The organism is Labrenzia sp. C1B70, from assembly GCF_000475395.1.
GTDB lineage: Bacteria > Pseudomonadota > Alphaproteobacteria > Rhizobiales > Stappiaceae > Roseibium > Roseibium algicola.
Genome location: NZ_AXCE01000028.1, coordinates 1 through 18,825, shown reverse-complemented (window position 1 = coordinate 18,825; position 18,825 = coordinate 1). Strand labels below are relative to the sequence as shown.

The following is an 18,825-nucleotide window of genomic DNA, read 5'->3' as shown; positions in this document are numbered from 1 at the left end:
TTTATACCTGTCAGACCATGGTAAACAGGCACATCTTCATTGGCGATATTCATGGAATGAGTGAAGCTCTGGCTGCGCTTATTGAAAAGCTTGCTCCCGATGCCGGCGACAGGGTCGTCTTTCTGGGTGATCTGGTGGACAAGGGCCCCGATGCCGCCGGCGTTGTGCGCATGGTCCGCCAAATGAAGGATGAGGCAGCCTTCGAAACCGTTCTCATCGAGGGCAATCATGAAGATCTGCATGCGCGCTATCGTGTCAATCTGGCTGTCCGCCCCACGGTTGCGGCGGAGCAGGAAGCTGGAAACGGCGAACTGGCGTCCCTGAATGCTCAGCTCGCCCCGGAAGATGTCGCCTTTCTTGAAAGCGCTGTACCGTTTTTTCGGTTGGACGCGCATGACATTCTTGCCGTTCATGGCGGTATTCCCGGAGACATGCTTGCGTTTCCAACCAGTCTGGACGAAGCGCTTGAGCTGAAAGGCAAGGACCGTCGCAGCTTTCGCAAGATACTGCGCACGCGGTTTGTCAGCGCCGACACCGGTGCTTTCCTGGTTAAAGGGCATGAAACGGCTGGTGATCCATTCTGGGCAGACAGTTATGATGGCCGTTTCGGCCACGTCATTTTTGGCCACAATCCCTTCATGCAAGGGCCGGCTATTTTTCCGTTTGCTACAGGTATTGATACGGGAGCAGTTCATGGCGGTGCCTTGACCGCCCTGGTCGTTGACGGAAACGGTCGCCGGACGTTCGTGTCCGTGCCCTGCTAGTTGACCTGCTTGAACCGCTGCCACCAGGAATACACGTTTGGCATCACACCCAAAATCTATGTTGTAAGCCTGGTGATTAGCAGTGAACGACACTGCAAGCAGGTTCCTGCCGTCCCACTCCCATTCCTGAGGAAAAGCTACTTGACGAAGCGTCAGGTTCAATCTTGACTCTGCCTGCACCAAGTGTGGGAGAGTACATGAAGATTGGAATATCCGGCGCCTTTGCGGCCGCATTTATTTTGTTTGGTTCCAATGCCTTTGCGCAAAAAGCACCTTCCACTGCTCTCGAATGGGCGAAGTCGCAAAGGCTCCTGCCTTCGAAACGGATAAATGGTGATCTTCGCCAGGGTATTCATACGCTCTATGGCCTCAATTCAGTAGGCTCTAGCTCCTTATCGATGCTGGGCAACAGTGACACCAGCCGCTACGTCACGATCGTTAATCCCAGCACCAACCGCACCACGAACATCGTAGAAGTCGGCCGTCCTCAGGACAGGGAGTATCGCGGCATTACCGGGCCTGCAGAACAAGGAAACTCTGTCTTTACCGGAGCATTCGGACCGATTGACTTTTTCGACCTGGACAAAAAGCGCAAACTACTGACGAGCGAAAGAACCAAGGCAAGTCCGGAGCCAGTTGCCGGAGACAGTGCCGGCGGTTTTTCGGTCACTGTTGCCAAGGCCCCCAATGACGGTGGTGTGCTCTTGCACGTGGTCAAGAACGGCCGGGTTTCCACGCTGCAAACAACACTAGGCGCACGTCTGGACAGCGTCTCCATCGGTCAAGTCAGCGGAAGGGAGGTCTTCTTCGCTGTTCTGGGCGATCACACTGCCACCCATTTCTCAATGGTCGAGGGAGAGGACATTCTCAAGCGCGGTCAAGCAAGCATCTTTTCGCCCAAGTTGGAAGACCCGAACGGGCGTTGGAGGCGAGAGGGAGATAGCGGGCCGGTCAGTCGTGCCCGTCTGATAGATGCCGTCAGCAACGTGTACGGTCTCTGGCCACTGAAGAACTTTTACGGTGTGCATGTCCGGCGTGCCAAGGAAGCTGGAAACGATGCTGTTGTAACCAGTCCAACTACCAGCCGGGCGTTCGTGAGCGCCAAAGGCGGCTCGAGCTACCTGATGGACATGGAGGGAAGTTGCAAGGAACGGACGAACTCTCTCGATCCGGTAAAATGCACGATCGCGGTCTCCGTGGCCTTTCGCGACACAAGCGACGGGGTCGACGCGGGTTACGTCATATTCCTGAATCACAAGCTCGAACCTATTGCCCACTTTGGGGGCGCCAACCTCGTCTATCATGATCTTCTGCGGATGCCTGACGGCCAGCTCGCCGCTGCAGGCACTCTTGTCGACGAAGGAAAACGCATGGGTCTGCTCGATGTTTGGGAGAGGTTCCCCGGACTTTGAAATATCTTCGAAAAGTCAGGAATATCCGGGACCAAAAGATCGGACTTGAACCTCCTGAGGCGTTGATGGATGGGGCTGCTTGATGACTGGGCTGCTGGGCTTCTGGAAAAAAATGCATTCCGCCAAAGCCAGGGATCCCGAAACCGGTGATCCGTTCGATGCAGCGGCTTGGCTGGAAAAGGGCCTTGCGGATTTCGATGAAGCAGTTCGGCCAACATTCGGGCTGGTTCAGGTGCGGCGGGACATGGTTGACCTGCTTGCGCGGGCTGAAGCGGAAAATCGAATGACACCGGCCGAACGGGATGCAACCTGGGCGGCATTCGATGCAGAGATAGCAAGGCGCTTTGGCGAACTTGGAAACGGTTCTACAACAACGGCAGATGTCACCCCGACAACGACTGTGTCCAGGCCCGTGGACCGTGAAGCTGCAGCAATGGATGCAGCGCTTTCTGTTTTCGATACAACGATTGATGGCAGCCAGGAAAGAGCTGACTTCCTGGCAAACAGGGCCACTGGCATCCTTTCAATGTTTCTGGACGAGCAAGGTATCAAGGGTCCGGAGCGCAAGCAGATTGAGCAAAAGGTTCGTCACGCGATAGCCGAAGAAGCAAGAAACTGCGTCTTTCCAAGTTAAGTGTCAGGTTGATGACGTGGTCAAGACTTCAGGCAGGTACTTGTGCCCTGTTGGAGACACTCCCCAAGATGCAGCACCGGATACGCATTTGTCGTCAATGCAAGAGTTTCTGGAAATTGCAACTTAAGATTTAGCTTCTATAAGCCGGACGGCCGTCGCCGGAATTCTCCACTATGGAATGCCGGGGCGGGGCCGCATGGGGCATGCCTTGCCTGTCCCGGCGCTATCAACAAAGTGTTTTCAAGTCTTGGGGGCTATTGTGCAGAAAAGTGTTGGATTGGTGAGATTTGCGTTGGTGTTCACAGGCCTGTTGATCGCCCTGGCTATCTTCAGTGTCATTCTGGAAACTCTAACAGGCTTCAGCGTGAGCGGTTCGGTGAACCAGATTGGTGCCGTATTGGGCGCTTCAAGCGACGCAGGGCGACACTTTTACAAAAAGTACGAAATCATCCCCGACAGCGGTTTCGCCTGGCGGGCCGCTTTTCAGATGACGCTTGTTGAACTGGCCATTTCGGTAGCTATTGCCGGGGTGTTCGTATGGTTTCTTCTTTCGCAAGGCGAACTTGCGAACGGGCTCGGCTCCCTCATGGTCATTGTGGTGCCGCTGTTGATCTTTGTGTTCGCGATTTCCCTGGTTGCGAAACGGTACATGTTTACGAGCGGCGCTCGACATGCAGAAAAAGCCCACCTGAGAAAGCAGGAACAGAGCAGTACTGTTTTCGAGTGAGGTGGAAACCTGTCTGGGGACTTTGCACAGTGCCGCCGCCTTCAGGTGAAAACCAAGGCGGCGGCTCCAGTGGAGATTACCCGGTCGGACGTCCGGAGCATCGATACAGGGTTCAGTGAGGCAGGAAGGCCAATGGCAGCTTCGTGTCAGGAAGCCGCGAAGGTGACCTTCACACCACGCTGGCGAAAGTAGGCTTGCATGAGCTTGCGTCCGGAGCGGTTGTTCTGGACGAGCTTTGCCGGATCAAAAACGGCTTCCTTCTGGCCCTCGCGTTTCAACGCTTCCTTGAGAGCAGCGATATGCAGGTCGATATCTTCGTTGTCAGCCTGCAGGGATTCATAAACGCGGTTCGTTGCTTCCGCTACGGTCAGTTCGCTCAATGGTGCATTCCCGATGTTGTTTAGCTGGCGATTACCACACTTTCCGACCTGATCCAAAGGGAGTTGATCCTTCCCAATCTTCACGCCTTCGGATGATCGCTGGCAAGGCGCCGCAGGCACCACTTTGCCAGGCTAGGAAATCTCAGCGCTCTACACCCACTGCGAGAGGGCGGCGCGAACATGGGGGTCTCCATCGTCGCGGACCAGGCTGACATCCTCGGCGAGATGTTTGCTGTTGGGCAACAGGGATTGCCAGGCCAGTGCCCGCACCTGCGGCGTATCATGATGTCTTGCAATGTCGCGCAAGGCCTCATGAAGATCGGTATCGCCCATAGCCGCTGCTGTTTCGAACAACGCGCGCTCCTGCGCCTGTCGATCGACATTCCCGGCAATGAGTTTGCCGAAGACACCTTCCGGCGTTTCTTCCAGGGTCATCTCGTATTGCCGGCGGTGTGCCGGATAGGTCTTGGGCAGGAGCAGGTTGATCGACGCGGAGATCGAGGGCGCCGGGAGCTGCGTGTGAATATCGCGGCTGCCGTAATAGTACATCACCTTGCCTGGCGGCAGCCCGGTTTCCTCCTGAAACCTCAAGGGAACAAGTTCTCCCGGGACGCCGCGCACGTTCTCGTATTCGTAGTCGTACAACTGGGTGCGGTACCCGGGACCGAAAGCGCCGACCGTGAAGAAATCGAAGCTGTGATCATGGGTTTCGTAATAGGAAAAGATTTCGGGGGGATGTTGAGGGCTTGGCGGCATCCACAGGACGGCACGTAGGGAATACCCGTCGCCCTTGTGCAGCATCAAGGTTGACGGTTTGAAATCGTTGTCGACCTGGTAGTTCAGAAAATCCGCCAGACCATCGACAAGCAGACCGCGCAGCACATCTGGATCGCGTGCCAATGCAGCCATCCATTCGGCAACGCGCGACATTGCTTCCGGAGTGTAGCGGGAGGCGCGAAGATCCGGAACGATGCCGGATGCCTCCAGCCTTTCAACGAACTGATCAAGCGTCAGGGTCTCGTTCCCTTCGGGAAAATATGTCTCGGTCATGCCGCATCCCCATCCATCGTTCTTGCAAGGGTTGCTCGCGCCGCTTCGCGAAGCGACGCATCGCGGTCACTGTGCGCCATTTGGTGCAAAGCGGTGAGAGCCTGCTGTGGCGCACAGCGATGAAGCAGCTTCAAGGCATCCCAGCGTGCAAAACCTGCCATGTTCGAATGCACCATTTTGGCCAGCGGTTCTTCAAGTCCATCGATCTGTTGCATGGCCTGAAGCAGTTGGAGAACCATCTGCATGCGCGAGGCATGCAGATCGGTGCTGACCTGCTGCAGTGGCTCCAGTGTCTCGCGGTCGAAGGTCCAGGTGCTGTGGGCCCGTGGCGGGGAATGCACGATCAACAACGGCGCGATCGGCGTGGCGGCGGCAATGTCGATGATGTCGCCGAACGCCGGGGCGTCATAGACGTCATGTGCCTTCAGCACGAGGTCGCTGTCCTGGCGCTTGAGGCTGGGCGGGCGTTGATGAAGGTTGTTGCGATCCAGCCCGCACTCCAGCCGCGGTATGTGCACGTCATTTGGTGACAGGTTCAACACGAAGGCGTCAAACTCGTTGGCGGTGTAGACCGGTTGCCGGCCACCTTGTCCACTGAAGCGCAGCATCAGGCTGAACTGATCGGTCCGGCACAGGTAGACGTTGCCTTCCCGCTGTGCCGGCAAGCTGCCGCGTTCGCGCACAACGTGCAGCAGATCCAGCAACAGGCCGTTTATGCGTTGCGGATCGAGTGACCGCAGGATGCTGCCCAATTCGATAAATGAATCTATTTCGCCAGAAGGTGGGGTAAGGGCCTCGATCAAGTGTTGATATGGATTGTCTGTCTTCATCATCACACCTCCGCGTTGTTTCAAATGACGCTCAGAGGACGGATCTCCGGAAGCCGCCTTCGAGCAAAAGCATAGGATATCAAACCCTTGCCCGCCAAGACCAAACCGGTCACGGCGGCCATGCCGTTGTATGAAAAGAGGTAGGTGGCGATGAACCCGCCCCCGAGCACGATAACGAGACTGACTGTCGAGATGCGGGTCGCGACCTGTTCGTGACCCATGGTCTGCAGGATCACGAGGGACTGGCGCGTCAAGGCTTCAATGAAGGCTCCGACAGCAACCATCGCGAGTGCAGTCGTTGCTTCGGAGAACCCAGGGCCAAAGGCATTCAGAATGAAATGTCCGCCGATTAGCATCCCGGCCAGGAGCAGTGAGCAGATCCCCAGGACGACGGCATTCGACTCGTTGATTGCCTTTTGCAATTTGGGACATTGCGACCGGTCGTCGGCGGCAGCACCGCACAACGGGCGGATCATGAAGGATATGGTGGTCGGGATAAGCTGCATGATGCGAACCACCAGCAGGACTGCCGCATATAAACTTGTGGCGGCTTCGTTCGGCGAGGCGATTTCGACGATGAAGAGGTCAAGGTGCCACAACATCAGTGAATTGACCCGCATGATCAGCATTCGATTGCTGGTCCGTGACCAGGCCCTGTGGTGTTCGGCGGATGCGCCCCGCGCCGGTGTCCACCATGCACCGTATATCTCGGGCTCAACGGTCCGAAAGATGACGGCATGCAGGAGCCCCAGGAACACGAACGATACCACGAGGATACCGATCATGACGCTGCTGCTCGAGACGGACAGCCGCAGCCCGTACACTGCCGCGGCGACACAGAAAAGCAGCACAAGATGAAGGGCCAGCGAGCCCAGGATGCTTCCCGTTCGCGGGTACCCGCTGGCGACGAGATATCGGTCGGTCAGAAGCGAAAGTGCGGCAATCGGGGCAATCCAGATACTGTGAAAAGCCAGATGGTACTCTTCGAAGCGCTTGTAATCGGCCAGATGTGTGGCAAGTGCGATTGCCAGAAACACTGCATAGACTGCCAGGATGATTGAAAAGCCGAAGCGTATCCGGCTGCGGTTCCAGGCACAGTAAGCCCGAATACCCTCGAGGTTCACCGTTTTGCGCATGGTGGGCAGGTAGCGCGAAGCCACCATATCCGTTCCGGACAGTGACAGGGAGGCCAGCAGCGACAAGAGGGCGAATGCAACCTGATAGTCTCCGAAGAGCTCTGTCCCGAGCATGTTGGACAGAAGCAGGTTCGTCAGGAGAGCCAACCCGTAGCCGGCTATGCTGATCACGGCCAATTGTACTGGTCTCGATGTCATGCAGAGACCCGCGATATCGGCATACACGCGAAAACGTGCCGCTTCCGTTGAAATTCGAGCCCGTCAGTTGCCTTCGACACGCAGTCTTCCTGTTGATCGTTTCCGGTTGCAATTTATCAGTCTATCGCCGTCTGGCAGCTGAAGTCGCTTTTAGAAAATTCACCACATCGCGAGTTCGCTCTGGACAATCTAGTAGGTATGAGTGCAGGATTGAAACTGCAAATTGCAAACAAGGAGCACTAGATATGTCTGAAGCGAAAGCAAATATCGAGCGCAATACCGAAGTTGAAGCCGACATCGAGTTTGTTGATCCGTCGGAAACCGTTGCACTTGCCGGCTCCACGCCACGCCAGTTGACGGGGCAAGAAGCAGGTCGTGTGGTCGGATTTGGCTGCGACGAGGATAAAACCACAGGTCGCTGATACCGGGTCTGCCGTTTTGGCTTCCCGGTTGAATCAGTACCGATAAACGCATGTCACGGATTTTGCTGACAGGCGCAAGTGGTCGGGTTGGGCGAGCGTTGATCGAACGCCTTGCCAGCCCGGAATTCGAGTTTGCCCTGGTTGGGCGCAGTGCGGAGTCTCTTCGGCAATTGTCGGATGAGATACACGCCAGGGGCGGAACCGCCCATATCATTGAAGCAAATCTCTCTTCAAAAACCACACCCGAAACTGTTGTCCAGCAGGCGGCAACTGCAATGGACGGGCTCGACGTCCTGATCCATGGTGCGGCTGCATATGGGTTCCAGCCCTTCGCACCGTCTTCACCGGATCTGCTCCTGCGCGTTCTGGAAACCGGTCTTCAGGCTGCCATCCTTCTGACCCACGCCGCCATTCCGGCGTTGAAGCTTTCAAACAACGCCGTCGTCGTGCAGATCGCGTCTACCGCCGGTGTTCGGCCCGTTACTGAAGCCGTTGTCTACAGCGCAGCCAAGGCGGGAATGATCGCGTTCGGCCAGGCCCTGCGGCCAGAGGTGGAGGGGCTGGGTATTGCCCTGCACACTGTCATACCGGGCCAGTTGCAGCTTCAGCCCGGGGGCACCGGGCTTCCGCCCGCACATGTTGCCCAATGCATTCATGAGCTGATCGTGCAGCGGGCAACCGGTTGCGCCGGAAGCGATGTCATTCTGGACGAGACGCCTTCCGAATAATCCTATGGATCGTCGCAGCCGTTGTATTTGCCACCTTTTCTGGCCTCGACGAATGTCTTCCAGTCACGCCAGCCCTGGGCACAATGAAAGCCCCATTCCCTGACGCGGGGCCCCGTGATGAAGAGGGTCCAGGCCGGTTCGGTGAGGACGGGAGACAGACGGTGCGCGAAGCGGGATTTACGGAGTACGACATCTCCGGCACGCAGTTTGCGCACCTTCTCGCCTTTTCGGGCAGCGAAAGTCTCATCGATCGTGCCGGCCAGCATGATCGACACGCTCGGCCAGGGGTGGTCGTGCAGGGCTGCCTCGTCGTCAGCCCGTACGACATTGTGTAAATACGCGTTGATGAGCGGGTTCTTCGGCCACAAGCGCCAGCGGAAAATATACGGGGCGTCCGGATCACCCACTAACTGATCAGGCGGCCTGTCGACAGGCAGTAGCCGCCTTTTTAGCCGGGAGGCCAAAGCAGACATTCGGATCATCTGAAAATCCTCGCCGACCTGACCGTCGGTGTCAATCCAGATCCCTTCCCGGTTGAAATGGTCTGCGTTTCTTTTTCCGGGTTTTGGCCCGGCATCATCAGCCGTCAACAGCGACACGCCGGATGATGCCGGTCAGGACTTACAGGCTGGTTTCGCCGTTGATCAGATTGCTTCGTTTACGGGGAAGATATCTGCCCCGGCCCTTGCCAAGAACGGGCACGCCTTTTTCCATCACCAGGTCGCCGCGCAGAAGAACCTTCACGGGCCATCCGGTCACCTCCATGCCTTCGTAAGGCGTGTAGTCGGCGCCATGGCCGAGGTCTTCGTTGGTGATGGTTTTCCTGAGTTCCGGATCCCACAGGGTCAGATCGGCATCCGAACCGACCGCGATGGTGCCTTTCTGCGGATAGAGACCATACAGCTTGGCGTGATTGGTGGACGTCAGCGCAACGAAGCGGTTGAGGTCGATCCGGCCGGTCTTGACGCCTTCGGAGAACAATATCGGCAGTCTGGTCGCAACGCCCGGAATGCCGTTCGGGATCCATCTGAAGGACTGCATTCCCTTCTCGGTCTTCTTGCCGCCGGGGTCGTCAAACCGGAACGGGCAGTGGTCGGAAGAGTAAAGGTCGAACACGCCGTTTTCCAGACCGGACCAGCAGGCGTCTTGGCTTTCCTTGTCTCTGGGAGGAGGCGAACAGACGAACTTCGCACCTTCGAAATCCTCAAGATCCAGATCGTCTGCCGTCAGAACGAGGTATTGCGGGCAGGTTTCACCGGCAATCTTCTGGCCTCTCAGCCTTGCGCGCGAGATTTCCTCCATCGCTTCGCGGTTCGAAACATGGACGATGACGATCGGGGTATCGACGATTTCGGCCAGCGACAGGGCCCGGTGTGTTGCCTCTCGCTCTGCCGCGATCGGGCGAGACGTGGCGTGGTGGTACGGGGCGGTGTCGCCATCTGCTTCGCGCCGTCCGATCAGATAGCGGATGGCATCTTCGTTTTCGCAATGAACCAGCACGACCTGTCTGGAGCGTTTGGCCGCGTCCAGCGTGGCCAGGATTTCGTCGTCACGCAGGCGCAGGCCTTCGTAGGTCATGAACACCTTGATCGACGTATAGCCTTCTTCCGCAAGTGCCGGCATTTCCTGGCCAAGCACATGCGGCGTCGGGTCGGAGACGATCATGTGAAAACTGATGTCGGTGAAACAGTTGCCCTCTGCAAGGGCATGATATCCCTTCAACGCCTCGCGCAGGGTGTCGCCTTTCTGCTGAAGGCAGAAAGGCATTACCGTCGTGTTCCCGCCAAGAAGCGCCGACCTCGTTCCGCTTTCGAAATCGTCCGCCATGACAATGCCTTCGCCTGACGGCTGCGCGATATGGACGTGACTGTCGATGCCGCCCGGCATCACGAGCAAGCCGGTCGCGTCGATGGTCGTGTCTGCTTCCTGCAGATCACGCCCGATTGCCACGATCTTGCCATCCGTAATGCCGATGTCTGCCTGATAGACATCGGCAGCGGTGACGATGGTGCCACCGCGCACCACTGTGTTGAAGGAGGGTGCCGTCATGCCGATGCTTTCACAGGTGCTGTTCCGGACGCTTCTTGACCGAGGGTTTTATCCAGGGCGTTGGTCAGGCGATCGACTTCTTCAAGCGTGTTGTAATGGACCATGGACAGGCGCACGACGCCTCCGGCTTCGGCCAGCCCGAGGTCTTCGATCAGGCGCCGGGAATGGAAATCACCATGGCGGATTGCAACATGGTATTCGTCGATCTTCCGGCACAGTGCCTCCGGCGCCCAGCCTTTTGCCGTGAAGCTGATGGTTGCGATCCTGTTGCCGTTTCCAACCGTGTCACGCCCGACAATCGTGATGTCCGGGTGTTGCTTCGCCCAGTCGAGAAAGCGCTGGGTCAAGGCAATCTCTTGCGCCGCGATGGCAGAAAAGGCGGTCTCGATCAGGGCGCGCGGCTCGGACGAGGCAGGGGCTCCGCATCGTTTCCCGAGTTCCTGCAGATAGGCAGTGATGGCTGTCAGCGAATAGGCAAGTTCATAATTCGGATTGCCTGCTTCCAGTTTTCCCGGGACTTTGTCCTTGCCGTAAAAATAGTGGTAGAGCGTGTCCAGCTCCAGAAGGTGGTCGTATTTGCCGTACATCATCGCGATGTGCGGGCCGAAGGTCTTGTACAGGCTGAAGATGTAGTAATCGACGTTCAGTTCCTGCACGTCGATCGCCCGGTGCGGCGCATAGGCGACCGCGTCGACGCACAGTCTGGCACCTCTGTGATGCACATAATCGGCGATTTCGCGGACGGGATTGACTTCACCCAGGATGTTGGAGACGTGGTGGACCGCAACGAGCCTGGTGCGTTCGTTCATCAGTTTGCCGAGATCATCCAGGTGCAGGGTCAGGCTGTCCTTGTCGAGCTGCCAGAAGGTCACCTTGATGCCGAATTCCTCGAGCCGCAGCCAGGGGCCGATATTGGATTCATGGTCCGCGTTGGTCACGATCACCTCGTCTCCCGGCGCCAACTGGCGGCGCATGGATTCGACAAGGTTCTGCATCAGCACGGTGGTGGAATGGCCGAAGACGATCTCTTCGGGACGGGAGGCGTTGACCAGAAGCTGGCCGGCCTTGCGCGCTTCCAGGAGAGCTGCCGCCGCGGCCTTCGAAACTTCGTAGCTACCGCCGATCTGAACGTTTTTTTCGAGCAGGAACTGTTTGATCCGCTCGACTGCCTGGTTGAGGATCTGCGATCCGCCGGCATTGTCGAAAAAGACCCAGTCCGATTTCAGTCCCGGAAATTGATCCCGGACCCAGGCGATGTCCAGTTGTGCATTGTTTGGCATGGTTGGCTCCAGCAAAGGCAGTAAATTTCAGTGGTTGAGGACCGCGCTTAGAAAATTGCGGGTTCTTTGTTCTTTCGGGGTGTCGAAAATCTGCGCCGGCGTTCCGGTTTCCACGATCCTGCCGCCATCCATGAAGATCACCCTGTCGGCCACCTGGCGGGCAAAGCCCATTTCATGGGTGACCACGACCATGGTCACGCCGGTTCCGGCAAGCTGGCGCATGACGTCGAGAACTTCGCCCACCATTTCCGGATCGAGCGCCGAGGTCGGTTCATCGAACAGGAGAACCTTGGGTTCCATTGCCAGTGCGCGGGCAATGGCAACACGTTGCTGCTGACCGCCGGACAGTTGGCCGGGAAACTTGTCTGCCTGTTCGGCAATGCCAACGCGGGCCAAGAGTTCGCGGGCCTTCGTGGCAGCCTCCGCAGCTGGTGTCCTGCGCACACGCATGGGGGCCAGCATCACATTCTTCAGGACACTCATGTGCGGGAAAAGATTGAACGACTGGAACACCATGCCGACTTCGGCGCGGACCTGGCCCAGTGTCGGTCCGGGCTGCACCGGAATGCCGTCGACCCGAATGCTGCCCTTGTCGGAATAGCTCTCCAGAAGGTTGATGCACCGGATCAGCGTGGATTTGCCGGACCCGGACGGGCCAATGACACAGACGACCTCGCCTTCGCCGATCGCCAGGTCTATGTCGCTGAGCGCGGCAAAGGCGCCGTAGTGCTTGGTAACGTTCTCGATTTCGATGATGTTTCGCATCACGCACTCCTCCGCCCGAGCCGGTTTTCAAAGCGCGAGACCAGGGCAACCAGGGGCCACAGGAACGCGAGATAGATGATGGCAGCGCCGATCAGGGGCGTGGGGTTGGCGGCAAGGGCCTGGGCCTGGGTCGCCTGTTTGAGAAGGTCCGGCATGGCAACGACGGAGGCCAATGCGGTGTCTTTCATCACGTTGATGCAGTTGTTCGTCAGTGGCGGGATAACGATCTTGATGGCCTGCGGCAGCACGACGTCGACCATCATGTCCTTGTAGGACAGACCAAGTGCGCGCGAGGCTTCAAATTGTCCGACGGGAATCGCCTGAATGCCCGCCCGAAAGATTTCTGCGGTATAGGCACCGGACACGAGCGTCAGCGCGAGCGTGGCGGACAGGAATGGTGACAGTCTGATGCCGACGAATGGAAGGGCGTAGTAGACGACGATCAGGAGTACGAGCAGCGGGATTGACCGGAAGATGTCGATATAGATGGCGGCCGGTACACGTATCCAGGGTGAGCCGTACATGCGCACAAGGGAAAGGCAAAGCCCGAGAACAAGGCCGGCAACGATACTGGTTGCCCCGATTTGCAAGGTTACGACAAGGCCGCTCATGAGGAGCGGAAACGTTCGGATGAAGACCGGAACGTTGAAGAACGTTTCGAAGAGGTCCATGAAAAGTCCGGAAGAATGGCTGGAATCAGGGAAGGCGCGGGCCCTCCCGAAGGCGGCCCGCGCGTGCTTTGCTTACAGCTTGGGCATGTCGAGGATGGTAACCGTCGAGGTGGTTTCTTCGGCGCGAGAGCCGAACCATTTCTCGTGCAGGTCAGCCACGACGCCTTCCTTCTTCAGTTCGGACAGGACGTCGTTCACCTGGCTTGCCAGTTCCGCGTCCTTGGCAAACATCATGGAGTACTGTTCGCCGGTGGTGATGCGTTCGACGACCGCAAGGTTCGGCTTGTCCTTGGTGTAGTAAAGCAGCGCCGGGATGTCGCTTATGTAGCCGTCGATGCGGCCTGCCGTCAGGTCGAGCATGGCTGGGGCCAGGCCTTCGTAGCGGCGGATTTCACCAAAGCCGTATTTCTCCTGATTTTCGGTGGCCCAGATGTCGCCGGTAGAGCCCGTGTCGACGCCGATGACCTTGCCTTTCATGTCGGCAACCGATTTCAGGCCACTGTCGGCGGTAACGGTGAGGGACTGGTCGCTGTCATAGTAAGGCTGGGCGAATGTGACCGATTCCAGACGCTTCTTGGTGATGGTGATCGAGGACACCGCCATGTCGATCCGACCCGACTGGACCGCGGAAAACAGCCCGTTGAACGGGATGTTTTCAAACTCGATCGATTTTCCGAGCCTGTTTGCGACCTCGGTTGCAAGATCGATTTCAAAACCGACGGTCTTGCCCGACTCATCCTGGAATTCCCACGGAACGTTGCCGATGTTGGCGCCGACTGTCAGGTCTGCGGCCATGGCGGTGGTCATGGAGGAAAACGTGAGCAAGCCTACGGTTGCAGCCGTTTTGATGAAGGAGTGAAGAGACATTTTATTCCCCTGGTGATTATTCTTGGTCTAACTGGTATGACTGGTCTGACCAGTTAGACCAGTAAACAGATCGATCAAACGGGATGCAAGCGTTAAAATGATGCTGATCGCGTTTCGGCGGGCTAAAAGAAAGGCAGAACGGCACACGCGCCGTACGAACCATGAAAGACACAATGATTACACGTACGCCGGTTCCGCAGAGCATCGCCCGCAAGCTTCAGGAGATGATCCTCAGCGGAGCGCTCAAGAGCGGGGAGAAGATCCCTTCGCAGCGGGAAATGTCGGAAGAGTTCGGTGTCAGCAGGGCCTCATTGCGCGAAGCCCTGCTGACCCTTGAAACCATCGGCCTGATCAAGACGGAAGCGGGCAGGGGCACGTTTGTCGTCGGCACCGGTTCGGGCAAGACCATGTCGGACTGGAAGTTCGCCGAGGAACATTCCCTGCAGGAAGTGTTCGAGACCCGGCTTGTTCTTGAAGGCGAGATTGCGGCTCATGCAGCGGGGCGACTGTCGGAGGAAGATCTCGACCGGCTCTCGCAACTGACCGACCTGATGGAACAGGCCTGGTCCAATCGCGACTTTCTCAGCAACGTGGATGCCGATCTGGAGTTTCACGACCTGATTGCCCGGCGGTGCAGGAACCGCATGATCGCGGGCCTTTACGATCAGGTCCGGAAACTTCTGACGGAGACCCAGCGCCAGCCGATCCCGATCACGGATCCGCTGCGCATGCGGGCCTCGCTGGCTGAGCACCGGGTCATCGTTGCCGAACTGCGCAAGGGCGACGCGGAAGCCGCCCGAACCGCAATGCGCAGCCATGTCGCCAACACCGCGCTGTGCGCCGGGTTCGAGATCGCTTGAAGTGCGAAGCGCCTGTGCCGTTTCCGGCTTGTATCGAAGCGAGAGGGGGCTGGGCGGTTGGCGGAGAGAGGCCTGCTACCCCTGTCCTCCCACCTACAACTGACCTTCGACGGGAAGCGTTGCGATGATGCCGGAGGTGAAGCGCTGGCCCAGTGTCGATCCCGGGTCCGAGGTGAAGGTGACGATCTCGCCATCTTCTTCGCTCTTCCAGAGGATCCTGCCGTTGTCGTCCAGTTCGAGCCGGTAGCTGTTTTTCAGCGAAACGCCTTCATTCAGGAACATTGTCAGCCTGCGGGCAAGTTCGGGGCTTTCCACGTAAAGGCCGATCTCCGTATTGAGGTTGGCTGATCGTGGATCCAGATTGAAACTGCCGACGAATATCGAGGTTCCGTCAAAGACCGCGGCCTTGGTGTGCAGCCCGGCCTTGGAGTCTGTCGAAAAGAGTGTTTGCTGGACCCTTGCGGAATCGGCCCTGACCTCATGCAGCTCTATGCCGGCTTCCAGAAGTTCCGCGCGGTATTTCGAATAGCCGGCGTGAACCGCAACCACATCGTTTGAACTGAGCGAGTTGGTGAGAACGCGGACCTTCACGCCGCGCGCCGTAAGCTGCTTCAGCTTGTCGGCGCCTGCCTGTGTCGGAACGAAATAGGCGTTTTCCATCAGGAGTTCGCGTTTGAGCCCGTCCACCTTGCCGACAAGTGCCTTGAGGATCTTGCCGCCGCTTTTTCCCGCGATGAAATCGGCCGGATCGTCCCAGACGACAAAGGCCGGTGCCCAGACCAGCTGCCTTGTGAGCGAGGACATCGACTGGCGGACGGCAGTAACCCTCTGGCGGAAAGGATAGGGATATCCTTCGGTGTCGATGGTCTCTTCCAGTTTCACCCGGGCCATTTCCAGGTCGGTTTCGCCAAAGGTCCGGTTGACGCTGGCCGCAACAGGTACCGACCAATCCCTGTTCCAGAAATAATCGAAGACGCTCGAGGCATCCCGCACCACCGGGCCGACTGCGGCAATGTCCAGGTCGCGATAGTTGGATTCCTCGGAGACGTCGAAATAGTGGTCGCCGATATTGCGCCCGCCGAGAAGCGCAACCGCATTGTCGGCGATCATCAGCTTGTTGTGCATGCGGTGGTTCAGGCGGTCGAAGTCACCGATCAGGTTGAAGACCCGCGAGGACCGGCTCACGAAGGGGTTGAACAACCGGATCTCGATATTCGGATGGGCGTCCAGACTGGCGAGGATTTCATCGCGTCCGTTGACGTTGATATCGTCGATGAGAAGACGCACGCGCACACCGCGATCCGCGCTGCGCAAAAGGGCCTGCGCGAGGATGCGCCCGCTCTGGTCCGCATCCCAGATGTAGTATTGCAGATCAAGGCTGTGCTCGGCGAGCTCCGTCATGGCCACGCGGATGGCAAAGGCGTTGCGCCCTGTCGTGACGAGCGAGACACCCGATCTGCCCGGATGGCTTTTTTCCGCGGCCCGGAACAGGCGGCCCAGAGAGGTGCTGCGATAGGCCGTAAAGGCACTCGTCTCGACGCGTGGATAGTCCGTGTTCAACGTCGAACAGCCTGCCAGAAGCAGCGTTGCAAGACAGAGAAGGCAGGCCCAGCTTCGCATCGTTCCCCGCATGACAGACACAGGTTGCCAAGGGCTCGTTCCCGCCCGGCGTCAAGGATCGACGTTGGTGACTGAGGCAAGGACCGGGGTTATCGGCAAACTCTACCCAGAATTGTTACTTCATGCCTGCACGCCGGTCCATTGTGCAGATTGACAGGCGCGCTCCGGCACCTGCCGCGCGGTTCGGATTGATGCTTCCACGCAGGAGGTTTCCCTCACCGAGGTGGCAGAAACCTGTCCTTTGCCTTTGGGGCGAAGATCGAGGGAACGGCGCACGCCAGACGTGGGTGAGACCTTTAAGGAGCGGATAGCACTTCAGGCATCCAGTGCGTGGAGTTGCGGCTGGCCTTGAAGAAACACTGCCCGTATTTCTTAAGGGTTTCCTGATTGATCTCGAAGCCGAGGCCAGGTGTCTGCGGCATGGCAAACCAGCCGTTTTCGTGCAGGAACGGCTGCGAGAAGATCTGGTCGCGGCCTTCCGGTGTCCAGCCCGGTGGTGAGATCGGATATTCAAACAGCTCCTCACCGGCAAAGCCGCTGGCGGCAAACACATGCGCATTTGCGATGAAGCCGAAGCCGTTCGACCAGCAATGCGGCGTGAACCTGATGCCTTCTTGCCTGCAGAGCGCTGCAACCTTGAGGCACTGGGTAATCCCGCCGGCCCACATGGCATCGGGCTGGAAGATATTGTAGCAGCCCATCTTCATCATCCGGGCGAGTTCCCTGTAGCCCATGACATGAAGTTCGCCACCGGCGACAGGAACGCGCGAATAGGTTGTCAGTCTGGCAATTTCCTCGTGCCATTCGCCAAACAGCGGTTCTTCCACCCAGGCAAGGCCGACATCCGCGGCGGCATCGACAAAGCGCCTGGCCCTGTCCAGCGACCAGAGCGGCGCATCGCCGTTCTGCGTCAGGCGGAAGGCCTGATTGCAGTCGACCGAGATCCTCATCCGTCCCTGCATGTGACGGGCAATATCGGAAATATGGTCGATATCAACGGCCTCATCGAAGTCATGGACACGAATTTTCATCGTGTCGAACCCTTCGGCAAGCCGGGCTTCGGCTTCCTCGCGCCGTGCGCCCGGGTCCCGAAGCTCGCCGGATGAGGCATAAAGCCTGATGCGGTCATCCGTTCCGCCAAGCAGCTTGTAGAGCGGCAGGCCCGCACTCCTGGCCTTGATGTCCCAGAAGGCAGGCTCAAGCCACCAGTTGAAATTGCCACCCGCCGCCATGATCTGGATGCGCTCGGAAAGCCTTTCGATATCGCCTGCATCCTGGCCGAGAAACAGACCCGCCAAGAGGTCACCCAGCCCGGCGCGCTCACGCCCCGCAGCCGGAAACCCGCTCCATCCTTCAACACCGTCATCGGTGATGAACCGGACGATGCACATGGAGACATGGGTCCGGATCGTTCCGGGAATCCACGAGGGCGCATGCGGCGCGGGCAGGGGTGTTTTCACAAGGTAGAGTTCAACGCGGTCAAGCACTTGCATGTTCGGTCCATTGAAAAGGGGGCGCTGCCTGAAGGATCCAGGAGCATCAGGAGAACAGTCGGCTGTTGCGTGAACGCTAGAAAGGAATTGGTCTGGCCAACATATCCAATTTGACAATTTTCAGAGTCCAATTGGATGGCGGGGGCGGTCTCTATGGAGGTGGCGTTTCGGCCTGAATTGCTAAGCTGCTGTTAGTTACCGACGAGCGTAGGTCTATTGTCGGCGGGGAGCGGACGTTTGCTGCAATGGAAATTATGGCCGCAACGCGGACAAAGCGCGAATGTCTCTTCCTATTTGGTGGTTTCAAAAATATTTGTTCTACATCACCGACTACACCTAGTTGGTCAAATCACCGCGCGATATTAATTCATTCAAGTATTTAGATGCTTTTGTATTGGAGATGCCTAGCTCATCGGCGAGAACTTTGTGCTCTCCGATTTTCCAATCCGACCTAACCCTATTGGCCATTAATCTGCGAGCTTCATCATATACATCTGCCAAAATGTTTTGATCGCGCCAATCTTCGATTACATTCATTATTACTTCAGCCTGTTGAATACTTGCTTTCCATGTGCGCGGCACCCGAGATCTAAATTTGAGCCTACTTCGCAATTCTCTACAGTGCCTCGTAAACTGACGCACTTGTCCTTCAGCGCCTACGATTTTGAACATGGTATACGCGTTTCGCTCCACCTTAAGTACTACGTATCTCAGACTTGAAAAAAGCCGCTGAAATAGCGCGTTTAAAGCTAAATATGAGAAGCTCAGAGATGGATCGTTCTGCTCTTTGTGTCGTAGAAGCTGTTTTAGGAGGCTATGGATTTGCAGGCATAAGAAGAAGGTTTTTTTGGAAAGCCAAGCATTCCTAAATTGGTTGGCTAGAAAATGGTGTTCCTTCAACGCGGAAAGTAGATCTACGGTAAGCGCTCATTTCCCTGC

The 18,825-nt window shown here is 57.5% G+C and carries 19 protein-coding genes; 7 read left to right on the top strand and 12 right to left on the bottom strand.

The window, feature by feature from the left end:
• Nucleotides 1–17: 17 nt before the first annotated feature.
• The 4 genes from Q666_RS54240 (at nucleotide 18) to Q666_RS54225 (ending at nucleotide 3,537) form a co-directional block, all read left to right on the top strand.
• On the top strand, nucleotides 18–764 hold the full coding sequence (locus Q666_RS54240) for a metallophosphoesterase (protein ID WP_023003337.1): 747 nt from the start codon (nucleotides 18–20) through the stop codon (nucleotides 762–764).
• 197 nt (nucleotides 765–961) lie between these two features.
• A complete protein-coding gene (locus tag Q666_RS54235) occupies nucleotides 962–2,176 on the top strand; it encodes a hypothetical protein (protein WP_152533407.1) in 1,215 nt (404 codons plus the stop codon).
• Nucleotides 2,177–2,258: 82 nt separating this feature from the next.
• Nucleotides 2,259–2,810 (top strand): hypothetical protein, encoded by a 552-nt coding sequence (locus Q666_RS54230; protein WP_023003339.1) that lies wholly within the window; start codon nucleotides 2,259–2,261, stop codon nucleotides 2,808–2,810.
• Between the two features lie 196 nt (nucleotides 2,811–3,006).
• On the top strand, nucleotides 3,007–3,537 hold the full coding sequence (locus Q666_RS54225) for an ABZJ_00895 family protein (RefSeq protein WP_152533406.1): 531 nt from the start codon (nucleotides 3,007–3,009) through the stop codon (nucleotides 3,535–3,537).
• Between the two features lie 146 nt (nucleotides 3,538–3,683).
• On the opposite strand, the gene Q666_RS54220 is transcribed toward Q666_RS54225, so the two are convergent.
• The 4 genes from Q666_RS54220 to Q666_RS54205 all read right to left on the bottom strand — a co-directional run bounded on the left by Q666_RS54220 (nucleotide 3,684) and on the right by Q666_RS54205 (nucleotide 7,131).
• Entirely contained in the window at nucleotides 3,684–3,917 is a 234-nt protein-coding gene (locus Q666_RS54220; RefSeq protein WP_023003341.1) for a hypothetical protein, read from the bottom strand.
• 150 nt (nucleotides 3,918–4,067) lie between these two features.
• On the bottom strand, nucleotides 4,068–4,967 hold the full coding sequence (locus Q666_RS54215; protein ID WP_023003342.1) for a hypothetical protein: 900 nt from the start codon (nucleotides 4,965–4,967) through the stop codon (nucleotides 4,068–4,070).
• The gene (locus Q666_RS54210; RefSeq protein ID WP_023003343.1) at nucleotides 4,964–5,800 is read right to left on the bottom strand and encodes a hypothetical protein; all 837 of its coding nucleotides are present in this window, start codon (nucleotides 5,798–5,800) and stop codon (nucleotides 4,964–4,966) included. The genes Q666_RS54215 and Q666_RS54210 overlap by 4 nt, the downstream gene beginning before the upstream one ends.
• A 17-nt stretch (nucleotides 5,801–5,817) precedes the next feature.
• Nucleotides 5,818–7,131: an oligosaccharide flippase family protein gene (locus Q666_RS54205; protein WP_139314104.1), complete on the bottom strand. Its 1,314-nt coding sequence runs from the start codon at nucleotides 7,129–7,131 to the stop codon at nucleotides 5,818–5,820.
• A gap of 245 nt (nucleotides 7,132–7,376) precedes the next feature.
• Here Q666_RS54205 and Q666_RS66415 point away from each other — a divergent pair, with 245 nt between their 5' ends.
• Both Q666_RS66415 and Q666_RS54200 read left to right on the top strand, forming a co-directional pair.
• Nucleotides 7,377–7,553, top strand: coding sequence for a hypothetical protein (locus Q666_RS66415; RefSeq protein ID WP_023003345.1), 177 nt, complete (start codon nucleotides 7,377–7,379; stop codon nucleotides 7,551–7,553).
• Between the two features lie 50 nt (nucleotides 7,554–7,603).
• Nucleotides 7,604–8,281 carry an SDR family oxidoreductase gene (locus Q666_RS54200; protein WP_081713325.1) on the top strand — a complete coding sequence of 226 codons (678 nt, stop codon included), beginning with the start codon at nucleotides 7,604–7,606 and terminating at the stop codon, nucleotides 8,279–8,281.
• A gap of 2 nt (nucleotides 8,282–8,283) precedes the next feature.
• Here Q666_RS54200 and Q666_RS0133695 read toward each other — a convergent pair whose 3' ends face one another.
• The 6 genes from Q666_RS0133695 to Q666_RS54175 all read right to left on the bottom strand — a co-directional run bounded on the left by Q666_RS0133695 (nucleotide 8,284) and on the right by Q666_RS54175 (nucleotide 13,913).
• The gene (locus Q666_RS0133695; protein WP_023014581.1) at nucleotides 8,284–8,880 is read right to left on the bottom strand and encodes a hypothetical protein; all 597 of its coding nucleotides are present in this window, start codon (nucleotides 8,878–8,880) and stop codon (nucleotides 8,284–8,286) included.
• Between the two features lie 22 nt (nucleotides 8,881–8,902).
• The gene (gene hydA, locus Q666_RS54195) at nucleotides 8,903–10,330 is read right to left on the bottom strand and encodes a dihydropyrimidinase (protein WP_023003348.1); all 1,428 of its coding nucleotides are present in this window, start codon (nucleotides 10,328–10,330) and stop codon (nucleotides 8,903–8,905) included.
• Complete coding sequence (locus Q666_RS54190; protein ID WP_023003349.1) at nucleotides 10,327–11,610, bottom strand: cysteine desulfurase-like protein; 1,284 nt, start codon at nucleotides 11,608–11,610, stop codon at nucleotides 10,327–10,329. The genes hydA and Q666_RS54190 overlap by 4 nt, the downstream gene beginning before the upstream one ends.
• Nucleotides 11,611–11,637: 27 nt before the next feature.
• Entirely contained in the window at nucleotides 11,638–12,375 is a 738-nt protein-coding gene (locus tag Q666_RS54185) for an amino acid ABC transporter ATP-binding protein (RefSeq protein WP_023003350.1), read from the bottom strand.
• A complete protein-coding gene (locus Q666_RS54180; protein ID WP_023003351.1) occupies nucleotides 12,375–13,046 on the bottom strand; it encodes an amino acid ABC transporter permease in 672 nt (223 codons plus the stop codon). The genes Q666_RS54185 and Q666_RS54180 overlap by 1 nt, the downstream gene beginning before the upstream one ends.
• 72 nt (nucleotides 13,047–13,118) lie before the next feature.
• The gene (locus Q666_RS54175) at nucleotides 13,119–13,913 is read right to left on the bottom strand and encodes an ABC transporter substrate-binding protein (RefSeq protein WP_023003352.1); all 795 of its coding nucleotides are present in this window, start codon (nucleotides 13,911–13,913) and stop codon (nucleotides 13,119–13,121) included.
• A 173-nt stretch (nucleotides 13,914–14,086) separates the two neighbouring features.
• On the opposite strand from Q666_RS54175, the gene Q666_RS54170 reads away from it, so the two are divergent.
• Entirely contained in the window at nucleotides 14,087–14,773 is a 687-nt protein-coding gene (locus Q666_RS54170) for a FadR/GntR family transcriptional regulator (RefSeq protein ID WP_023003353.1), read from the top strand.
• Nucleotides 14,774–14,866: 93 nt separating this feature from the next.
• Here the strand turns inward: Q666_RS54170 and Q666_RS54165 are convergent, their stop codons facing one another.
• Both Q666_RS54165 and Q666_RS54160 read right to left on the bottom strand, forming a co-directional pair.
• Nucleotides 14,867–16,393 (bottom strand): phospholipase D family protein, encoded by a 1,527-nt coding sequence (locus Q666_RS54165; RefSeq protein WP_023003354.1) that lies wholly within the window; start codon nucleotides 16,391–16,393, stop codon nucleotides 14,867–14,869.
• A 296-nt stretch (nucleotides 16,394–16,689) separates the two neighbouring features.
• Nucleotides 16,690–17,886 (bottom strand): mandelate racemase/muconate lactonizing enzyme family protein, encoded by a 1,197-nt coding sequence (locus Q666_RS54160; RefSeq protein ID WP_023003355.1) that lies wholly within the window; start codon nucleotides 17,884–17,886, stop codon nucleotides 16,690–16,692.
• Nucleotides 17,887–18,825 lie beyond the last annotated feature (939 nt).